General features: G+C 67.7%; 14 protein-coding genes and 1 tRNA gene. 13 read left to right on the top strand and 2 right to left on the bottom strand.

The window, feature by feature from the left end; translation table 11 throughout:
* The 3 genes from ACFFC4_RS20540 to ACFFC4_RS20530 form a co-directional block, all read left to right on the top strand.
* A partial coding sequence (locus tag ACFFC4_RS20540) for a glutamate synthase-related protein (protein ID WP_375504347.1) occupies positions 1–1,578 on the top strand: 1,578 nt, incomplete at its 5' end.
* Positions 1,579–1,597: 19 nt separating this feature from the next.
* The gene (pyk, locus tag ACFFC4_RS20535) at positions 1,598–3,025 is read left to right on the top strand and encodes a pyruvate kinase (protein ID WP_375504345.1); all 1,428 of its coding nucleotides are present in this window, start codon (positions 1,598–1,600) and stop codon (positions 3,023–3,025) included.
* A complete protein-coding gene (locus tag ACFFC4_RS20530; protein ID WP_375504343.1) occupies positions 3,018–3,938 on the top strand; it encodes an acyl-CoA thioesterase in 921 nt (306 codons plus the stop codon). Before pyk ends, ACFFC4_RS20530 begins: the two co-directional genes overlap by 8 nt.
* A gap of 104 nt (positions 3,939–4,042) precedes the next feature.
* Here the strand turns inward: ACFFC4_RS20530 and ACFFC4_RS20525 are convergent.
* A tRNA-Leu gene (locus ACFFC4_RS20525) sits at positions 4,043–4,124 on the bottom strand.
* Between the two features lie 110 nt (positions 4,125–4,234).
* On the opposite strand from ACFFC4_RS20525, the gene ACFFC4_RS20520 reads away from it, so the two are divergent.
* The 8 genes from ACFFC4_RS20520 (at position 4,235) to polA (ending at position 14,654) form a co-directional block, all read left to right on the top strand.
* Positions 4,235–4,819: an ANTAR domain-containing response regulator gene (locus tag ACFFC4_RS20520; RefSeq protein WP_375504341.1), complete on the top strand. Its 585-nt coding sequence runs from the start codon at positions 4,235–4,237 to the stop codon at positions 4,817–4,819.
* 197 nt (positions 4,820–5,016) lie between these two features.
* Positions 5,017–6,201 carry a branched-chain amino acid ABC transporter substrate-binding protein gene (locus tag ACFFC4_RS20515; RefSeq protein WP_375504339.1) on the top strand — a complete coding sequence of 395 codons (1,185 nt, stop codon included), beginning with the start codon at positions 5,017–5,019 and terminating at the stop codon, positions 6,199–6,201.
* A gap of 100 nt (positions 6,202–6,301) precedes the next feature.
* A complete protein-coding gene (locus ACFFC4_RS20510) occupies positions 6,302–7,234 on the top strand; it encodes a branched-chain amino acid ABC transporter permease (RefSeq protein WP_375504337.1) in 933 nt (310 codons plus the stop codon).
* Positions 7,231–9,522, top strand: coding sequence for a branched-chain amino acid ABC transporter permease (locus tag ACFFC4_RS20505; protein ID WP_375504335.1), 2,292 nt, complete (start codon positions 7,231–7,233; stop codon positions 9,520–9,522). The genes ACFFC4_RS20510 and ACFFC4_RS20505 overlap by 4 nt, the downstream gene beginning before the upstream one ends.
* Positions 9,522–10,421, top strand: a complete 900-nt coding sequence (locus ACFFC4_RS20500) for an ABC transporter ATP-binding protein (protein ID WP_375504333.1) — start codon at positions 9,522–9,524, stop codon at positions 10,419–10,421. The genes ACFFC4_RS20505 and ACFFC4_RS20500 overlap by 1 nt, the downstream gene beginning before the upstream one ends.
* A complete protein-coding gene (locus ACFFC4_RS20495; RefSeq protein WP_375504331.1) occupies positions 10,414–11,181 on the top strand; it encodes an ABC transporter ATP-binding protein in 768 nt (255 codons plus the stop codon). The genes ACFFC4_RS20500 and ACFFC4_RS20495 overlap by 8 nt, the downstream gene beginning before the upstream one ends.
* A 185-nt stretch (positions 11,182–11,366) precedes the next feature.
* Positions 11,367–11,921, top strand: coding sequence for a GNAT family N-acetyltransferase (locus tag ACFFC4_RS20490; protein ID WP_375504329.1), 555 nt, complete (start codon positions 11,367–11,369; stop codon positions 11,919–11,921).
* Positions 11,922–11,954: 33 nt separating this feature from the next.
* Positions 11,955–14,654 (top strand): DNA polymerase I, encoded by a 2,700-nt coding sequence (polA, locus tag ACFFC4_RS20485; protein ID WP_375504327.1) that lies wholly within the window; start codon positions 11,955–11,957, stop codon positions 14,652–14,654.
* A gap of 16 nt (positions 14,655–14,670) precedes the next feature.
* Here polA and ACFFC4_RS20480 read toward each other — a convergent pair whose 3' ends face one another.
* Positions 14,671–15,477, bottom strand: coding sequence for a class I SAM-dependent methyltransferase (locus ACFFC4_RS20480; protein ID WP_375504325.1), 807 nt, complete (start codon positions 15,475–15,477; stop codon positions 14,671–14,673).
* 50 nt (positions 15,478–15,527) lie between these two features.
* On the opposite strand from ACFFC4_RS20480, the gene ACFFC4_RS20475 reads away from it, so the two are divergent.
* Both ACFFC4_RS20475 and ACFFC4_RS20470 read left to right on the top strand, forming a co-directional pair.
* The gene (locus tag ACFFC4_RS20475) at positions 15,528–16,502 is read left to right on the top strand and encodes an alpha/beta hydrolase (RefSeq protein ID WP_375504323.1); all 975 of its coding nucleotides are present in this window, start codon (positions 15,528–15,530) and stop codon (positions 16,500–16,502) included.
* A gap of 136 nt (positions 16,503–16,638) precedes the next feature.
* Positions 16,639–17,330, top strand: a 692-nt coding sequence (locus ACFFC4_RS20470; protein WP_375504321.1) for a S1 RNA-binding domain-containing protein, incomplete at its 3' end; no start/stop codon positions are given.

Here is a 17,330-nt window from a genome sequence, read left to right as displayed (position 1 = left end):
ATCTCGCCGCCGCCGCACCACGACATCTACTCGATCGAGGACCTCGCCCAGCTCATCCACGACCTGAAGAACGCCAACCCGCAGGCGCGGGTCCACGTGAAGCTGGTCAGCGAGGCCGGGGTCGGCACGGTGGCAGCAGGTGTGTCGAAGGCGCACGCCGACGTCGTGCTGATCTCCGGTCACGACGGCGGCACCGGCGCGGCGCCGATGACCTCGCTCAAGCACGCCGGCCTGCCGTGGGAGCTCGGCCTGGCCGACACCCAGCAGACGCTGCTGCTCAACGGCCTGCGCGACCGCATCTCGGTGCAGGTCGACGGGGCCATGAAGACCGGTCGCGACGTCGTAGTCGCCGCACTGCTCGGGGCCGAGGAGTACGGCTTCGCCACTGCGCCGCTGATCGTCTCGGGGTGCATCATGATGCGGGTCTGCCACCTGGACACCTGTCCGGTCGGCGTCGCCACCCAGAACCCGCTGCTGCGCGAGCGCTTCACCGGTACACCGGAGTTCGTCGTCACCTTCTTCGAGTACATCGCCGAGCAGGTGCGCGAGCTGCTCGCGTCGCTCGGGTTCCGCACTCTGCAGGAGGCCATCGGTCAGGTCGGCGTGCTCGACACGTCGAAGGCGATCGAACACTGGAAGGCCGATGGTCTGAACCTCGAGCCCATCCTGGCCGAGCCGGCCAACCCCTACGGCCAGACATTGACGCAGTCGCGCGAGCAGGACCACGCCCTTGATGCCGCGCTGGACAACACCCTGATTCAACTGTGCGAGGGGGCGCTGCTCGATGCGTCGCCGGTCACGCTCGAGCTGCCGGTACGCAACGTCAACCGCACGGTCGGCACGATGCTCGGCTCACTGGTCACCCGCCGCTACGGTGCCGACGGCCTGCCGCCCGGCACCATCGACGTCACCTTCCACGGCTCGGGCGGTCAGTCGTTCGGCGCGTTCGTGCCTCGCGGCATCACGCTGCGGCTGCTCGGCGACACCAACGACTACGCCGGCAAGGGGCTGTCCGGCGGCGTGCTGTCCGTACGTCCGGACGTGCGGGCCACGTTCGTCGCCGAGGACAACGTCATCGCCGGCAACGTCATCGCCTACGGTGCGACGGCAGGCGAGATCTATCTGCGCGGCGTTGTCGGCGAGCGGTTCTGCGTTCGCAACTCCGGGGCCACCGTGGTGGCCGAGGGCGTCGGTGACCACGCGCTCGAGTACATGACCGGCGGCATCGCGGTCATCCTCGGGGCCGTCGGGCGCAACATCGGTGCCGGCATGTCCGGCGGCTACGCCTACGTGCTCGACCTCGATACCTCAAGGGTCAACCGCGAAATGGTCGACGTCGAACCGCTGGGCGCGATGGACAGTGCCGAGTCCGACACCCTGCGCGAGGTCGTCGAGGCGCACGTCGCCCACACCGACTCCGGCGTGGGCGCGGCGTTGCTCGCCGACTGGTCGTCGGCGACGGACCGCTTCTCGGTCATCGTGCCGCGCGATTTCAAGCGGGTGCTCGAGGCCACGAAGTGGGCGCAGGAGTCTGGCGAGGACGTCGACGCCGCGATTATGGCGGCCGCGCGCACCTAGGAGGTCCTACGCTAAACAGGTGAACCGCCACGCGAAGATCGTCTGCACGCTCGGTCCGGCGACGGACACGCCGGAGCGGGCGCGAGCGCTCGTCGAGGCGGGCATGGACGTTGCCCGGCTCAATTTCAGCCACGGCGAGCATGCCGATCACGGCAGGCGCTTTCGCGAGGTACGGGACGCCGCAAAGGCTGCCGGCCGTAACCTGGCCGTGCTGGCCGACCTGCAGGGCCCGAAGATCCGCCTCGGCCGCTTCCCCGAGGGCCCGGTCATGTGGGCCACCGGCGAGCGCGTGCGCATCACCGTCGAGGACGTCCCCGGCACCCACGACCGGGTGTCGACGACGTACAAGAACCTCGCCGACGACGTTCGACCAGGTGACCGGCTGCTCGTCGACGACGGCAACGTCGCACTCATCGCTGTCGACGTCGAGAACGGCACCGACGTCGTCTGCGACGTGACCGAGGGCGGCATGGTCAGCGACAACAAGGGCCTGTCGCTGCCCGGCGTCGACGTCAGCGTCCCGGCGATGTCCGACAAGGACGCCGCCGACCTGGAGTTCGCGCTGTCGCTGGGCGTCGACTACGTGGCGCTGTCCTTCGTGCGCAACCCCGAGGACGTCAAGCTCGTGCATCGCGTGATGGACGCCGTCGGCACGCGGGTACCGGTGATCGCCAAGGTCGAGAAGCCGGAGGCCGTCGAGAATCTCGAGGCAATCGCGCTGGCCTTCGACGGCATGATGGTTGCCCGTGGCGACCTCGGCGTCGAGATGCCGCTCGAGCAGGTGCCGGTCGTGCAGAAGCGCGCCATCCAGATCTGTCGCGACAACGCCAAGCCGGTGATCGTCGCGACGCAGATGCTCGAATCGATGATCACGCACTCGCGCCCCACTCGCGCGGAGGCATCCGACGTCGCCAACGCCGTCATCGACGGCACCGACGCGGTGATGCTGTCGGGCGAGACCAGCGTGGGCAAGTACCCGGTGCAGGCCGTGGCCACCATGAGTCGCATCATCCGTTCCGTGGAGGAGGCCGGCACCGACGTCCGCGGGCTGCGGCACAATCCGCGCACATCCGGCGGCGCCTTGGTCAAAGCAGCAAAGGACATCGGCGACGCGCTGGGTGCGGTGGCTCTGGTGGCGTTCACCCAGACCGGTGACACCGCCCGGCGGCTGTCGCGGCTGCAGCCCAGCCAACGGCTGCTGGTCTTCACGCCGATCGAGACCGTGCAGCGGCAGATGGCACTCGTGTGGGGTGCCGAGGCGCACCTGGTGTGGAGCGTGAACACCACCGACGACATGGTGCGCCAGGTCGACTCCGCGTTGCTCAACCGCGGCGTCTGCCATCCCCACGATCTCGTCATCGTGGTGGCCGGCACGCCTCCTAACACGCCCGGTGCCACCAACACCATCCGGGTCCACCACATCGGCGACGTCCTGCGGCATGGCTGAGGCGCTCGACTCGGCCGAAACCGTAGGCCCGACCGGCCAGTCCGCGGTCGACGGGCTGGTGGCACTGCTCGACCTCGAGCGCATCGAGGTCGACATCTATCGCGGCGTCAGCCCGAAGGAGCGTTCGCAGCGCGTGTTCGGCGGCCAGGTCGCGGGCCAGGCGCTCGTTGCGGCCGGACGCAGCGTCGAACCCGATCGGCACGTGCACTCTCTGCACTCCTACTTCATCCGGCCCGGTGATCCGGGCGTGCCGATCGTCTACGAGGTCGATCGGGTGCGCGACGGGCGCTCGTTCTCGGTACGGCGGGTGGTGGCCATACAGCACGGTCACGTGATTTTCTCGCTCTCGGCCTCGTTTCAGCTGGCCCAGGAAGGGCTCGACCATCAGAGCCGGATGCCGGAAGCGCCGGACCCGGCGACGCTGGCCACCTTCGAGCAGCGTTTCCTGGCCGACCCGCGCGCCACCGAGTTCTGGCGCGGCCGGCCGCGGCCGATCGACCTGCGTTACGTCGACGCCGCCCCTTGGGAGCGCGACGGCGTCGGACCGAACGGGGGCGTCCTGCGGGTGTGGATGCGCGCTGATGGCACGTTGCCCGACGACCCGTTGCTGCACGTGTGTGTGCTGACCTTCGCCTCGGACATGACCGTCCTCGACGCCGCGCTGGCCCGGCAGGGGCTCGCCAACCGGATGGGCAACGTCTCGCTGGCGTCGCTCGATCACGCGATGTGGTTCGAGCGACCCTTCCGCGCCGACGAGTGGCTCCTGTACGCGATGAAGTCGCCGTCGGCCTCGGGCGGTCGCGCGCTGGCCACCGGCCGCTTCTACCGCGCCGACGGCACCCAGGTCTGCAGTGTCGTCCAGGAGGGCCTCGTCCGCCTCCGCGACGGACGACGAGCCCGTCTCCGCGAATAGTCAACGACCAGTCAAGCCGGCTTCGCGGGCGACCCGGCCCGGTGATCAACTGCGGATCCACGCTGATGTGCAACGGTAATGCGCAGTTGATCACTTCGAAGCGGTGCCCCCGGTGGGACTCGAACCCACACACCTCTCGGTAATGGATTTTGAATCCATCGCGTATGCCAGTTTCGCCACAGGGGCGTGACGCGTTGGAAATCTTAGCCGGTCTAATCTGGGCTCTCGTTCAACGTCGAACCGAGAGGGACACCGTGGCCTCCGCAGCACCCGCAAATCACGCGGCTCCGGCGCCGATGAGAGTCCTCATCGCCGAGGACGAGGCGCTCATCCGACTCGATCTGCGCGAGATGCTGGAGGAGGAAGGATTCGATGTGGTGGGCGAGGCCGGTGACGGTGAGCAAGCTGTCGCGCTGGCCCAGGAACTGAACCCTGACCTCGTGATCTGCGACGTCAAGATGCCCAAGCTGGACGGCATCGCGGCCGCGGCCCAGATCACCGAGGCGCGCATCGCGCCGGTGGTCATGCTCACCGCGTTCAGCCAGCGCGATCTCATCGAGCGGGCCCGTGACGCCGGCGCAATGGCCTACCTGGTCAAGCCCTTCCAGAAGCGCGACCTGTTGCCGGCCATCGAGATGGCGACGACCCGCTTTGCGGAGCTGCGGGCTCTGGAATCCGAGGTCACCGGCCTTCGTGAGCGGCTCGAGGCGCGCAAGCTCATCGAGCGTGCGAAGGGGTCGTTGATGATGCAACACGCTATGAGCGAACCGGAAGCCTTCCGGTGGATCCAGCGGGCCGCCATGGACAACCGCACCTCGATGAGAGCCGTCGCCGAGCTCGTCCTGAGCGGGGATGCGGAGACGGCTGTGACTACCGACTAGTAAACCGACGTTTCCGCCCAAATGGTCGGTGGAGATTTGGTCACGACGGCGGTCCGAGCCGTGCTGCCGGTACCCAGCACGTGAATGATCGGCTAACGTCCCGCCAACCGACGCCGTCAACAACGCGGCGTTTTCGATGTCCTACGAATGCCCTCACAGGAGGCACAGCAGTGCGATCACGCGTAACAACTTCAGTAGTGGCGCTGGCCGCGGCCGGCGCCCTCGCGCTCACCGGCTGCGGCAGCAGTGGCAGCAGCAGCAAGAAGACCGGCGGTCTCGGTGGCGGGAGCAGTTCCAGCTCGTCCTCGAGCGGCGGCGGCTCCGGCAAGACCTACAAGATCGGTTTCGAAGGCCCACTGTCCGGCGACAACAAGCAGCTCGGCATCAACGAGATCAACGCCTTCAACCTCGCCATCGCGGAGGCCAACGCCTCGGGCAAGAACGGCTTCACGATCGTCGGCCTGCCCTCCGATGACGTCGGCGCCAACGCACAGGCCCCGGCCGCGGCGGCCAAGCTCATCCAGGACCCGACCGTCCTCGGCGTCGTCGGCCCGGCCTTCTCGGGCCCGACCACTGCCACCGGCGCCAAGTACGCGCAGGCGAGCCTGGCGCTAATCAGCCCGTCGGCCACCAACGAGACCCTGACCTCCTCAGGGTTCACCACCTTCCACCGCATCGTCCCGACGGACGGCGTAGAGGGTCTGGCCACGGCCGACTACCTGGCCAAGAAGTTCAAGACCGTCTTCGTTGCCGACGACAAGTCGACCTACGGTGCCGGTGTGGGTGACGTTGTGCGCAAGGAACTCCAGAAAAAGGGCGTCAAGGTCACCAGCCAGGGCATCGCCCCGACGTCGGACTACAGCGCCCTCGCACAGACCGTCAAGTCGTCCAACGCGCAGGCCTTCTACTACGGCGGTTACGACGCTCAGGCCGGTCTCGTGGCCAAGGCGCTGAAGGCGGTCAATTACACCGGCTTCCGGATCACCGGCAACGGCGGCAAGTCCTCGGTGTTCACCAGCACCGCGGGCTCGGGCGGCGACGGCTTCTACTTCGCATGTGGCTGCCTCGACGCTACGACCGCCCCCGCGGCCGCCGCGTTCAACAAGGCCTACACCGCCAAGTTCAACACCCCGCCGTCGACCTACTCGCCGGAGGCCTACGACGCCACGAACGCGCTCATCGCCGCGATCAAGGCCGCGTCCTCGAGCGGTACCCCGACCCGCCAGTCGGTCGAGGCGGCCGTGAACAGCCTGAACTTCCAGGGCATCACGACCACGGTCAAGTTCCAGCAGAACGGTGAGGTCGCGCAAGCGACGGTCAACCTCTACGAGCAGAAGGCCGGCAAGATCGTCCTGCTCGGGGACATCACCAAGCAGTCGTAGTACCGCACAGCGCAGGACGTTTGGGGCGTCCCAGATCTCGGTCTGGGGCGCCCCGCACGTTTCCACGACAGCATCGAGAACAGGACGGCTCGCAAACCCGATGACCACGTTCTTCGACTACCTGATCCTCGGGCTGACGCGCGGCTCGATGTACGCGCTGATCGCCCTCGGTTACACGCTGGTCTACGGCGTGCTCCAACTGATCAACTTCGCACACAGCGAGGTGTTCATGTCGGGCGCGTTCGGCAGCTACATCGTGATCCACGCGGTTGTCGGAGACGGGAAGGCCACCGCGCCCTGGGCGGTACCGCTGGTGATCGCGCTGGGGGTCTTGTCTGGTGCGGTCGCTGCGGCTGGTGTTGCCTGGGTGCTCGAGCGCGTCGCCTACCGGCCGCTGCGGAAACGAGGAGCACCCAAACTTGCCTTCCTGATCAGTGCGATCGGGGCGTCGTTCTTCATCTCCACTCTGGTCAGCAAGATCTTCAACAGCCAGACCACCAACCAGTTCCCGGCGTTCTTCGACCAGAACAACGTGCTGTTCACGATCGACGGCGCGCAGGTCAAGGTGCTGCAGGCGGTCATCATCGTCGGCGCCCTGGTCATGATGGTCGGGCTGGACGCGCTGGTGAACCGCACCAAGCTGGGGCGCGGCATTCGCGCCGTCTCCGAGGACGCACCGACAGCGGCGCTCATGGGCATCGACATCGACAGGACGATCTCGCGGACCTTCGTCATCGGCGGACTGCTGGGCGGTGCGGCCGGTTTCCTGTTCGGACTCAACTTCAACTTCGGCTTCAACATGGGTTTCCAGACGGGCGTCAAGGCGTTCGCAGCGGCCGTCCTGGGCGGTATCGGCAACATCCGCGGGGCCATGCTCGGTGGCCTGCTCCTGGGCATCGTCGAGAACATGGTGCCGCTCGTGCCCGGCATCGGGATCGAGTGGACCGACGTCGTCGCGTTCGTTGTCCTGGTGCTCGTGCTGATGTTCCGACCCACGGGCCTGCTCGGCGAGCGGATCGGACGCGCGGCATGACCACCTCGTTGCTGAAAGCGCCCTGGATGAAGCGGTTGATCGCCTGCCTGGCGGGCGGTGTCGTGCTGGCGATGATGGTCGGCAGCCAGGAGGGTTCGCAGAACGACTACGGCTACGGCTTCCGTGAGTCGGTGCTCAAGCCCCGCATCTTCGTCTTCCTGCTCATCGGCGTGCTCATCTTCCTTGCGCTGACCTTTCAGGGACGTCTCGTGCCGTACGTGACCCGCCCGGGGTTCTGGCCTCTGGTGTCCGGCGGGCTGGCCGTGGTGGCCGGACAGGCGCTCATGAACTGGAACGACCAGATCGGTGGCGGCAAGTTCACCGCGGTCGCGAACGTCGTGGCCGACACGAGTGGCGGTGTGCTGTCACCAGTGACGACTGCGTTCTTCGCGTGGCTCGCGTGGACGGCGTTCATCGTGCTGGTGCTTGCCGGCGGAGCCGCGATCATTCTGCGACTGCGCTGGCTGGCGTTCGCGGTAGCCGCGGGTTGCGTCGCGGCGGCAATCATCTGTTTCACGTCGCACAGCGATGTTGCCGACGCTGCCCGCACCCGGGGCCCCGACCACTCGCTCGGCTACGCCGCTGCGATCCTCGGCTACGCAGTCATCCTGAGCGCGATGCTGGCCACCGCGCTGTCGAAGAACGACGTAGCAGTCGGGCGCGCCGCCCTCGAACGTATCGCAGGCATCCGACCGGGCCTGCCGCTCGTCGTCGTCGGGGTGCTCCTCGGCGTGCTCGGCCTGACGATCGGCGTGTGGTTCTCGCCCGGCCACAAGAACCTCGGCGCCACCGACACCGGCAGCTTCTTGAACGGCTTCGCATCGTCGTTCTCTGTGACCTACCTGAAGTGGCTGGCGTGGGTGCTGCTCATCGCCGCCGCGGTGCTGGGTGGAGCTGCTGCCTACCTGCGCCAGCGCATCCTCGGCCTGCTCGCCGGGGTCATCGGCGTAGCCGGCGCGGTCATCGTGCTGGTCGTGCTCCACGACATCAGCAAGACAGGCGCCGACAACAACCACTTCGATGGCGCGACCGGACCCTGGCAGAACCTCGGCGCGGGCGGCTGGATGACCGCCGCCGCCATGTTCCTGCTCGGCGCCGGGGGAGTGCAGGCGGCCCTGAGTGCCCTGCGTCCGCGCCAGCGCGAGGTGGCGCTGGCCATGACCAGCGACCTCGCCGAGCGGCCGACCACCGGTTCCGGCGGGGCCACCGCGATCCCGCCCGCTTCCGCGGGTCTGAACCGTGGAAAGCCGTCAGGCAAGGAATTCGTGCGGACGGTAGCGGTCATCGCCATCGCAGCGGCGCTGTTCTACCCGCCGACGGCCTCGCCGTTCTGGCAGCAGGTGTTGGTGACCGAGATCGGCATCTCCATGCTGCTGGCCGTCGGCCTGAACGTCGTGGTGGGCTGGGCCGGTCTGCTCGACCTCGGTTTCATCGCCTTTTACGCGATCGGTTCGTACACCACCGCCTACCTCGTCGGGTCACTGCCCAAGAAGCCGCCGAGCTGGTTGCAGCTCAGCCCGCTGTGGGCCATTCCGTTCGCGATCCTGATCTGCCTGCTGGCCGGGCTCGCGCTCGGCGCACCGACGCTGCGGCTACGCGGCGACTACCTGGCCATCGTCACGCTCGGTTTCGGCGAGATCATCCGCATCGTTGCCGTCAACGCCGACAGCTTCACCAAGGGCAGCCAGGGGCCGTCCGGCGTGCCCAACCCGGTGATCCACATCGGCCCGATCCACATCCAGTGGGGCTTGGCGCAGCTGCAGTACTGGTACCTGCTGCTCGCCATCTTCATCGTCATCGTCCTGGCCTTCCGTCGCCTGGAGAACTCGCGCCTGGGCCGGTCCTGGGCCGCGGTGCGCGAGGACGAGGTCGCAGCGCAGGCAATGGGCATCAACACCACCCAGACGAAGCTGCTGGCCTTCGCCATCGGCGCGTCGACCTCCGGTATCGCCGGCGTCTTCTTCGCCACCCAGATCGGTTCGTTCACGCCAGACAACTTCATCCTGAACAACTCGATCCTCATCGTCGCCTACGTCGTGTTCGGCGGCATGGGGTCGCTGTCCGGTGCCATGGCGGGTGCGGCGATGCTGACCTGGCTGCCGCGCTTCCTGCAGGACCAGGTACCGCAGCAGGACAAGCTGATGTGGATCGGTGCGGTCGTCATCGCCATGATGATCTTCCGCCCCGCTGGTCTCATCCCGGCCAAGCGTCGACGCATCGAAATGCATGGCCTCGACGGCACGCCGCGCTCCGAACCGCGGGCCGTCCCGATCAGCGAGGGGATCTGATGACCGCCGCAGCCGACCGTCGTGTCGTGCTCGACGTCGAGAACGTCACCCTGCGCTTCGGCGGTGTGGTCAGCCTCAACGACGTCTCGGCGCAGATGTACCAGGGCGAGGTGCTGGCCGTCATCGGCCCGAACGGCGCCGGCAAGACGTCGCTGTTCAACTCGCTCACCGGTGTCTACAGCCCCCAGGAGGGCCGGATCCGCATCGCCGCCCGCGAGGGCGCCGAGCCGGTCAGCGTCATCGGGATGAAGACCCATCTGATCAATCGCATGGGCGTGGCCCGCACGTTCCAGAACATCCGGCTGTTCCCGGCGCTCACCGCGCTCGAGAACGTCAAGGTGGCCTTCGAGACACGACAGAAGTCGGGCCCCATCTCAGCCATGCTCGGACTGCCGCGGCAGCGTCGCGAGGAGCGCGAGAGCACCGAGCAGGGATATGAGCTGCTCGACGAGGTCGGCCTGCAGCACCGCGCCAACGACCTCGCCGGATCGCTCGCCTACGGCGAGCAGCGCCGCCTCGAGATCGCCCGCGGCCTGGCCACCGACCCCGGGGTGTTACTGCTCGACGAGCCGGCCGCCGGTACCAACCCGGTCGAGAAGCGCGAACTCGCCGAGTTGATCACCCGCATCAACACCGAACGGCACATCAGCGTGCTGCTCATCGAGCACGACATGAAGCTGGTGATGTCGGTGGCCGACCGCATCGTCGTGCTCAACTTCGGCGAGAAGATCGCCGAGGGCACTCCGCAGGAAATCCAGAAGGACCCGGTCGTGGTCGCCGCCTACCTCGGCAGCAGTACCGAGGAGGCGGCCGAGACAATGGGCGATCAGCCGGAGCTGCACCTCATCGACACCCACCATCCGCTGGCCTCGGCCGAACAGGACCCCGCGCATGACTGACATGCCGTCGCCGACCTCGGGCGCCTCGGCCGGTACCCCGAAGCCACTGCTCGAGGTCGACGACATCGAGGTTCGTTACGGCGCCATCGCCGCGTTGAAGGGCATCAGCTTCACGGTCAACGAGGGCGAGATTGTGGCGCTGCTCGGGGCGAACGGTGCTGGCAAGACCACGACGCAGAAGACGGTGTCCGGCATGCTCTCGCCGGCCCTCGGCTCGATCACCTTCGACGGTCGGCGCATCGACGGCATTCCCGCGCACGAGCTCATCCGGCTCGGCGTCTGCCACGTGCCGGAGGGCCGGCACGTGTTCCCCCGGATGACCGTCGAGGAGAACCTCGAGATGGGGGCGTTCCGCTTCAAGACCATCGACCGGGACGACCTCGAACGCGTGCTGACCATGTTCCCCCGACTGCGGGAACGCTTCCGTCAGCAGGCCGGCACGCTCTCCGGTGGGGAGCAGCAGATGCTCGCAATCGGCCGGGCGATCATGGGCAAGCCGCGATTGCTGCTGCTCGACGAGCCGTCCATGGGCCTGGCACCGCTGATCGTGGCGCAGATCTTCGACATCGTCCGCGAGATCAACGACAGCGGGGTGACGGTGCTGCTCGTCGAGCAGAACGCCGCTCAGGCGCTGGCACTGGCCGATCGCGGCTACGTCCTGGAGACCGGCGAGATCGTGCTCGAGGGCAGTGGCAAGGATCTGCTCGCCGACGACCGGATCCGCGCCGCCTACCTCGGCGAGGAGATCGTCGCGTCCTGAGCTCGACCCCCCGCGCGGCGCATCAGCTTCGGACTCTATGGTTGCGCCTGCATCCAAGTGGGTGGACAGTCTGCATGGCTCCGGTTGTCACTCGCAGACCCGGAGACCGTCAACGAAGTTGCCAGTGGGGAGGGGGCGTTGTGATGCGTTCGGTGGTGCGGGTTCGACCGGCAACCGACGATGACGTGCCCGAGATCGCACGGTTGATCACCAGCGTCGACACCCAATCCGGCGTGTTCAGCGGTCGGCCACTGCCGGACCCGAGCGAGGAGCACCTCGCCGAGCGGTTGCACCAGATCATCGCCCAACCCGACCGCACGCTGCTGCTGGCCCTCACCGATGACGAATCCGTGGTCGGCATGCTCGCCGCCCGCAGCGACGAGGTCGGGGCCATCGATCTCACGCCCGTCCTGCACGTCACCCACCTGATGGTGGCCCCCCGGCACCGGCGCCGCGGTACCGGGCGTGCGCTGCTCGCCGCGGCGGTTCATCTCGCCGACGACCAGGGCGTCGACCACCTGCTGGCCACCGCCGCTGCGGGGTCGCGCGAAGGCAACCGCTACCTGGCCCGGCTCGGGTTCGCGCCGCTGGTCGTGCACCGGTTGGCCTCGACCAACACCCTGCGCCGCAGTCTCGGGATGACCGACCCGGTAGGGCGCACCGCTGTGCTGCGCCGTGCCAGGATGGCTCGCGCCCAGCGGGCCACGATCGCCGCACGGGCCGTCGGCCGCGGGGCCTGACGCCTGTCGGAGGCGCCGCCTAGGCTGCAAGGCGTGGCGACCCAAACTCCGAGACTGCTGCTGCTCGACGGGCACTCGCTGGCCTACCGCGCGTTCTACGCACTACGCGAGGTCGAGATGTCGACAACCACGGGGCAGCCCACGAACGCGGTTTTCGGCTTCACCTCGATGCTGATCAACCTCATGCGCGACGAAGAGCCGACGCACGTCGCGGTCGCTTTCGACGTCTCCCGCAAGACGTTTCGCAGCGAGGCCTACGCGGACTACAAAGCCGGGCGCAGCGAGACGCCGGAGGATTTCCGCGGTCAGGTCACGCTGATCCGCGAGGTCCTCGAAGCCCTACGCATCCCGGCCATGATGGTCGACGGTTTCGAGGCCGATGATGTCATCGCCACCGTGACCACCCGAGCCGCTGCTGCCGGCATGGACGTGCTCATCTGCACCGGTGACCGCGACGCGTTGCAGCTGGTCACCGACCACGTCACGGTGCTCTACCCGAAGCGCGGCGTGAGCGAGATGACCCGCTTCACGCCCGAAGAGGTGCAGACGAAGTACGGCCTGTCGCCCGCCCAGTACCCCGACTTCGCCGCCCTACGTGGCGACCCCAGCGACAACCTGCCCGGCATCCCCGGGGTGGGCGAGAAGACCGCCGCCAAGTGGGTACGCGAGTACGGCACCCTGCAGGACCTCATCGAGCGTGTCGATACCGTCAAGGGCAAGGTCGGCGATGCGCTGCGGGAGCATGTCGCCTCGGTGGCGCTGAACCGCCGGCTCACCGAGCTGGTGCGCGACGTCGACCTCGACATTGACCTCGAGGCGCTGGCCCGCCAGCAGTGGGACCGCGACGAGGTGCACCGGCTTTTCGACGACCTGCAGTTCCGGGTGCTCCGCGAGCGGCTCTTTGCCACCGTGGAGGCCGCCCAACCCGAGGCCGACGAGGGTTTCGACGTCGCGGTGCAACGCCTCAGCGTCGACGACGTCACGCAGTGGCTCGACGAGCACGCGCGCGACGGCGTGCGGGTCGGGGTCTCGTTCCGCGGCACCTGGGGTCGGGGCGTCGGCACGGTCACCGGCATCGGGCTGGCCAGTGCCGACGGCGCTGCGGCATACCTGGATCCCGCCGGGCTCAGCCCCGACGACGACGCCGCACTGGGCGCATGGTTCGCCGATCCCTCGGCGGCCAAGGCCGTGCACGACATCAAGGGCCCGCTGCTCGCGTTGCGCCAACACGGTTGGACGCTGGCCGGGGTCACGACCGACACGCAGCTGGCCGCCTACCTGTTGCGGCCCGACACCCGCGCCTTCGACCTCGCCGACCTCGCGCTGCGCTACCTGCACCGCGAGCTGCGCAGCAACGACATTGTGGAACCCGGTGGAGCCGAACAGCTCACCCTCGACGGCGGCCTGGAGGAGTCCGACGACGCGCTGGCCGACGTCGAGTCCGTACGGGCCTCGGCCGTCCGCGACCTCGCCGACGTCTTCGACACCCAGCTCGACGCCAGCAACGCCCTGGGCCTGCTGCGCGACATGGAGCTGCCGCTCGCCTACGTACTGGCCGACATGGAGGCCGTGGGCATCGCCACCGACACCGACGCGCTAAAGGACTTGCAGGACGAGCTCGGGAAGCTGGTTAAGGTCGTCGAGCAGGACGCCCACCAGCTCGTCGGCCGCGAGTTCAACCTCGGCTCGCCCAAGCAGCTGCAGGAGATCCTGTTCGAGCAGTACGAGCTGCCCAAGACGAAGCGGATCAAGACCGGTTACACCACCGACGCCGACTCGCTCACCGACCTCTACGCGAAGACCCAGCATCCGGTGCTCGAGCTGCTGCTACGCCATCGGGAGGTCGCCCGGCTCAAGTCCGTCGTCGACGGGTTGCTGCCCCTGGTCGACGACCACGGCCGCATCCACACGACGTTCAACCAGACCATCGCGGCCACCGGTCGGCTCAGCTCAACCGACCCCAACCTGCAGAACATCCCGGTGCGCACCGCCGAGGGGCGCCGCATCCGCGAGACGTTCGTGGTGGGCGAGGGCTTCGAGTCGCTGATGACCGCCGACTACAGCCAGATCGAGATGCGGATCATGGCGCACCTGTCCGACGACGCCGGGCTGAAGGAGGCGTTCACGACCGGCGAGGACCTGCATACCTTCGTCGCGTCCCGCGCCTTCGACATCCCGACTGAGGACGTCGATCCCGAGATGCGTCGCCGAATCAAGGCCATGAGCTACGGCCTTGCGTACGGGTTGTCGGCATTCGGGCTCTCCCGGCAGCTCAAGATCGGCACCGATGAGGCCCGCGCCCAGATGGACGCCTACTTCACCCGCTTCGGCGGGGTGCGCGATTACCTGCAGTCGGTGGTCGAGGACGCCCGGCAGACCGGCTACACCGAGACGATCATGGGCCGGCGCCGTTACCTGACCAACCTCACCAGCGACAATCGCAACCTGCGCGAGATGGCCGAGCGAGCAGCCCTGAACGCCCCGATCCAGGGCAGCGCAGCCGACATCATCAAGGTGGCGATGCTCGGCGTGCACCGCGAGCTGACTGATTCTGCGCTGCGCTCCCGCCTCTTGCTGCAGGTGCACGACGAGCTCGTCCTCGAGATCGCGCCCGGCGAGCGGGAGGACGTTGAGGACCTCGTACGCCGTCAGATGGGCGGGGCCTACCAGCTCGACGTGCCGTTGGACGTGTCTGTCGGAATCGGCCGTACCTGGCACGAAGCGGCGCACTGACGCGGTTTGAAGTGACTCAGGGCCGCTCGCAGACGTAGATCGCCGTACCGGGCAGAATAGCTCCACGCAGTGGCGACCACTGGCCCCACACCTGGGTGTGCCCGGCCGGCCATTCGGGCTCGACGACGTCGACGAGCTGCATCCCGGCCGCGGTGATCTCGCGGACCCGGTCGCCGAAGGTGCGGTGGTGCTCGACGTAGGTGGGCGTGCCGTCGGCGGCGTGCTCGACGTAGGGGGTGCGATCCCAGTACGGCATGGTCGCAGTCAACCCGGCTGGCCCGGGGTCGTCCGGGAACGCCCATCGGGTCGGATGGGTCGTCGCAAAGACCCACCGACCGCCTGGGCGCAGCACCCGCGCGACCTCGCGCATCAGCCGGGCGCTGTCGGCCACGAACTGGATGGCCCCGAACGCGGTGAAGGCAACGTTGAAGGACGTGTCGCGAAACGGGATGTGCTCGGCGTCGGCCTGTACGAGCGGGACGCCAACCCCGGTTGCGGCGTTGCCGGCACGGGCATGGCGCAGCATGCCGGCCGACAGGTCGAAGGCCACGGGCTCGGCGCCCTGCCCCACGAGCCAGCGGGAGCACATCGCTGCACCACAGCCGACTTCGAGTACCCGCTGCCCCTGGACGTCACCCAGTAGGTGCGCGTCCTGCTCGCGCAGGTTCTCGGGGCACCACACAAGGTCGGCGGTGCCGAGGTAGCTGCCGTGCTCGGCCTGGTACTCGTCGGCGTCGGCGTCCCACCAACCGCGGTTGGCGCGGACGCTGGCGGGGGAGTCGGACGGCTGCCGCCCGACGCCGGCGGGCTCGCCGTAGGACATGACCGCGACCCTATCGATTACGCGGTTACCGGTGAGTACTGTCCCGTTCCATGCCGCTTCCGTTGAAGACCCGAGCGTTCTGGGCGCTTTATCGCACCTTCGATTTCGCGCCGGCGATGCAGCAGCCTGCCGACAAGGTGCGCAAGGCGAGCAATCGCCGCGCCAAATCGCTGTCACTGCCCGGCATCAAGGTCGTGGTCGGGCGCACCGACCCACGCGTCGTCGCCCGAGACGACACCGCGACGCTGCCCGACGGCACTGTCCTGCCCATCCGGGTGTATCGGCCCAGCAGCGCTACGGCGGGCGACCGGCTGCCCGTCGTCGTCAACTTCCACGGCGGGGGCTGGGTGTCGGGGAACATGGCGCAATCCGAGTGGTGGGCCAGTTCCGTCGCCGGCGAGGCGGGCGTCGTGGTCGTCTCAATCGGTTACCGGCTCGCGCCCGAGCATCCGTTCCCCAGTCCGCCGGAGGACTGCTACGCCGCAACCGCCTGGGTGGCGCAACACGCCGACGCGCTGGGTGTCGACCCCGGTCGCCTGGGCGTGATGGGCGACAGCGCCGGCGGCAACCTGGCCGCGGTCGTCAGCATGATGGCTCGCGACCGCTCCGGCCCAGCGATCGCGTTGCAGGTGTTGATCTATCCCTCCGTCGATTTCGTCGGGGACTACCCGTCGGAGGACGAGAACGCCCACGCCCCGGTGCTGGCCAAGAAGGACCTGGACAACGTGCCCAACCTGTACTTCCACGGCACCGACCTCGACCGCGGCGACCCGTACGCCTCTCCGTTGCGAGGCAAGCACCACGACCTGCCCCCGGCGATCATCCAGACGGCGCAGTACGACCCGCTGCGCGACCACGGCGTGGTGTACGCCGCCGCGCTGCGAGAAGCGGGTGTCGCCGTTCGCTACACGAACTACGTCAACGCAGTGCACGGTTACATCTCGTTGCCCGGCGTCGTCCCGGCTGCCAAGCAGGCCCTCGGTGAGGCGGCTGCCGAGATCCGTGCGCAGCTAGGTGGTGCCTAGCCGGCAATTTCAGGCTGGCTGTGCAGGCGAGTAGGGTTGCGCATGGACAAGTCTGCGGCCTCGACATGGTGTAGTCCGCGTGAAACCAAGACTTTCCGCGTCCGACCACTCAACATTGTCAGGATCCATCCACTCAATGACGTCCACCGTAGAAGCTCCTGTCTCCACAACGCCGCAGGTCGCGATCAACGACATCGGCACCGCCGAGGACTTCCTCGCAGCCATTGACCAGACGATCAAGTACTTCAACGATGGCGACATCGTCGAGGGCATCATCGTCAAGGTCGACCGTGACGAGGTACTGCTCGACATCGGCTACAAGACCGAGGGTGTAATCCCCTCTCGCGAACTCTCGATCAAGCACGACGTCGACCCCAACGAGGTCGTTTCCGTGGGCGACGAGGTCGAGGCCCTGGTCCTCCAGAAGGAGGACAAAGAAGGCCGGCTGATCCTGTCCAAGAAGCGTGCACAGTACGAGCGCGCCTGGGGCACGATCGAGGAGAAGAAGGACAACGACGAGGTCGTCGAAGGCACCGTCATCGAGGTCGTCAAGGGCGGCCTGATCCTTGACATCGGCCTGCGTGGCTTCCTGCCCGCGTCGCTGGTCGAGATGCGTCGCGTGCGCGACCTGCAGCCCTACGTGGGCAAGACGCTCGAGGCGAAGATCATCGAGCTCGACAAGAACCGCAACAACGTCGTCCTCTCGCGTCGCGCGTGGCTCGAGCAGACCCAGTCCGAGGTGCGCAGCGAGTTCCTCAACAAGCTGGCCAAGGGCCAGGTGCGCACCGGTGTCGTGTCCTCGATCGTCAACTTCGGTGCGTTCGTGGA

The sequence above is a fragment of the uncultured Jatrophihabitans sp. genome (genome assembly GCF_964244045.1).
Lineage (GTDB): Bacteria > Actinomycetota > Actinomycetes > Mycobacteriales > Jatrophihabitantaceae > Jatrophihabitans.
This window is presented reverse-complemented; position numbering and strand designations above follow the sequence as displayed.

What these genes read in the sequence shown, in the direction of transcription:
- ACFFC4_RS20510 (WP_375504337.1), top strand. Translation starts at nt 6,302, where the DNA reads ATGACCACGTTCTTCGACTACCTGATCCTCGGGCTGACGCGCGGCTCG.
- ACFFC4_RS20505 (WP_375504335.1), top strand. Translation starts at nt 7,231, where the DNA reads ATGACCACCTCGTTGCTGAAAGCGCCCTGGATGAAGCGGTTGATCGCC.
- ACFFC4_RS20480 (WP_375504325.1), bottom strand. Translation starts at nt 15,477, where the DNA reads ATGTCCTACGGCGAGCCCGCCGGCGTCGGGCGGCAGCCGTCCGACTCC.
- ACFFC4_RS20475 (WP_375504323.1), top strand. Translation starts at nt 15,528, where the DNA reads ATGCCGCTTCCGTTGAAGACCCGAGCGTTCTGGGCGCTTTATCGCACC.
- ACFFC4_RS20520 (WP_375504341.1), top strand. Translation starts at nt 4,235, where the DNA reads ATGAGAGTCCTCATCGCCGAGGACGAGGCGCTCATCCGACTCGATCTG.
- ACFFC4_RS20495 (WP_375504331.1), top strand. Translation starts at nt 10,414, where the DNA reads ATGACTGACATGCCGTCGCCGACCTCGGGCGCCTCGGCCGGTACCCCG.
- ACFFC4_RS20500 (WP_375504333.1), top strand. Translation starts at nt 9,522, where the DNA reads ATGACCGCCGCAGCCGACCGTCGTGTCGTGCTCGACGTCGAGAACGTC.
- ACFFC4_RS20530 (WP_375504343.1), top strand. Translation starts at nt 3,018, where the DNA reads ATGGCTGAGGCGCTCGACTCGGCCGAAACCGTAGGCCCGACCGGCCAG.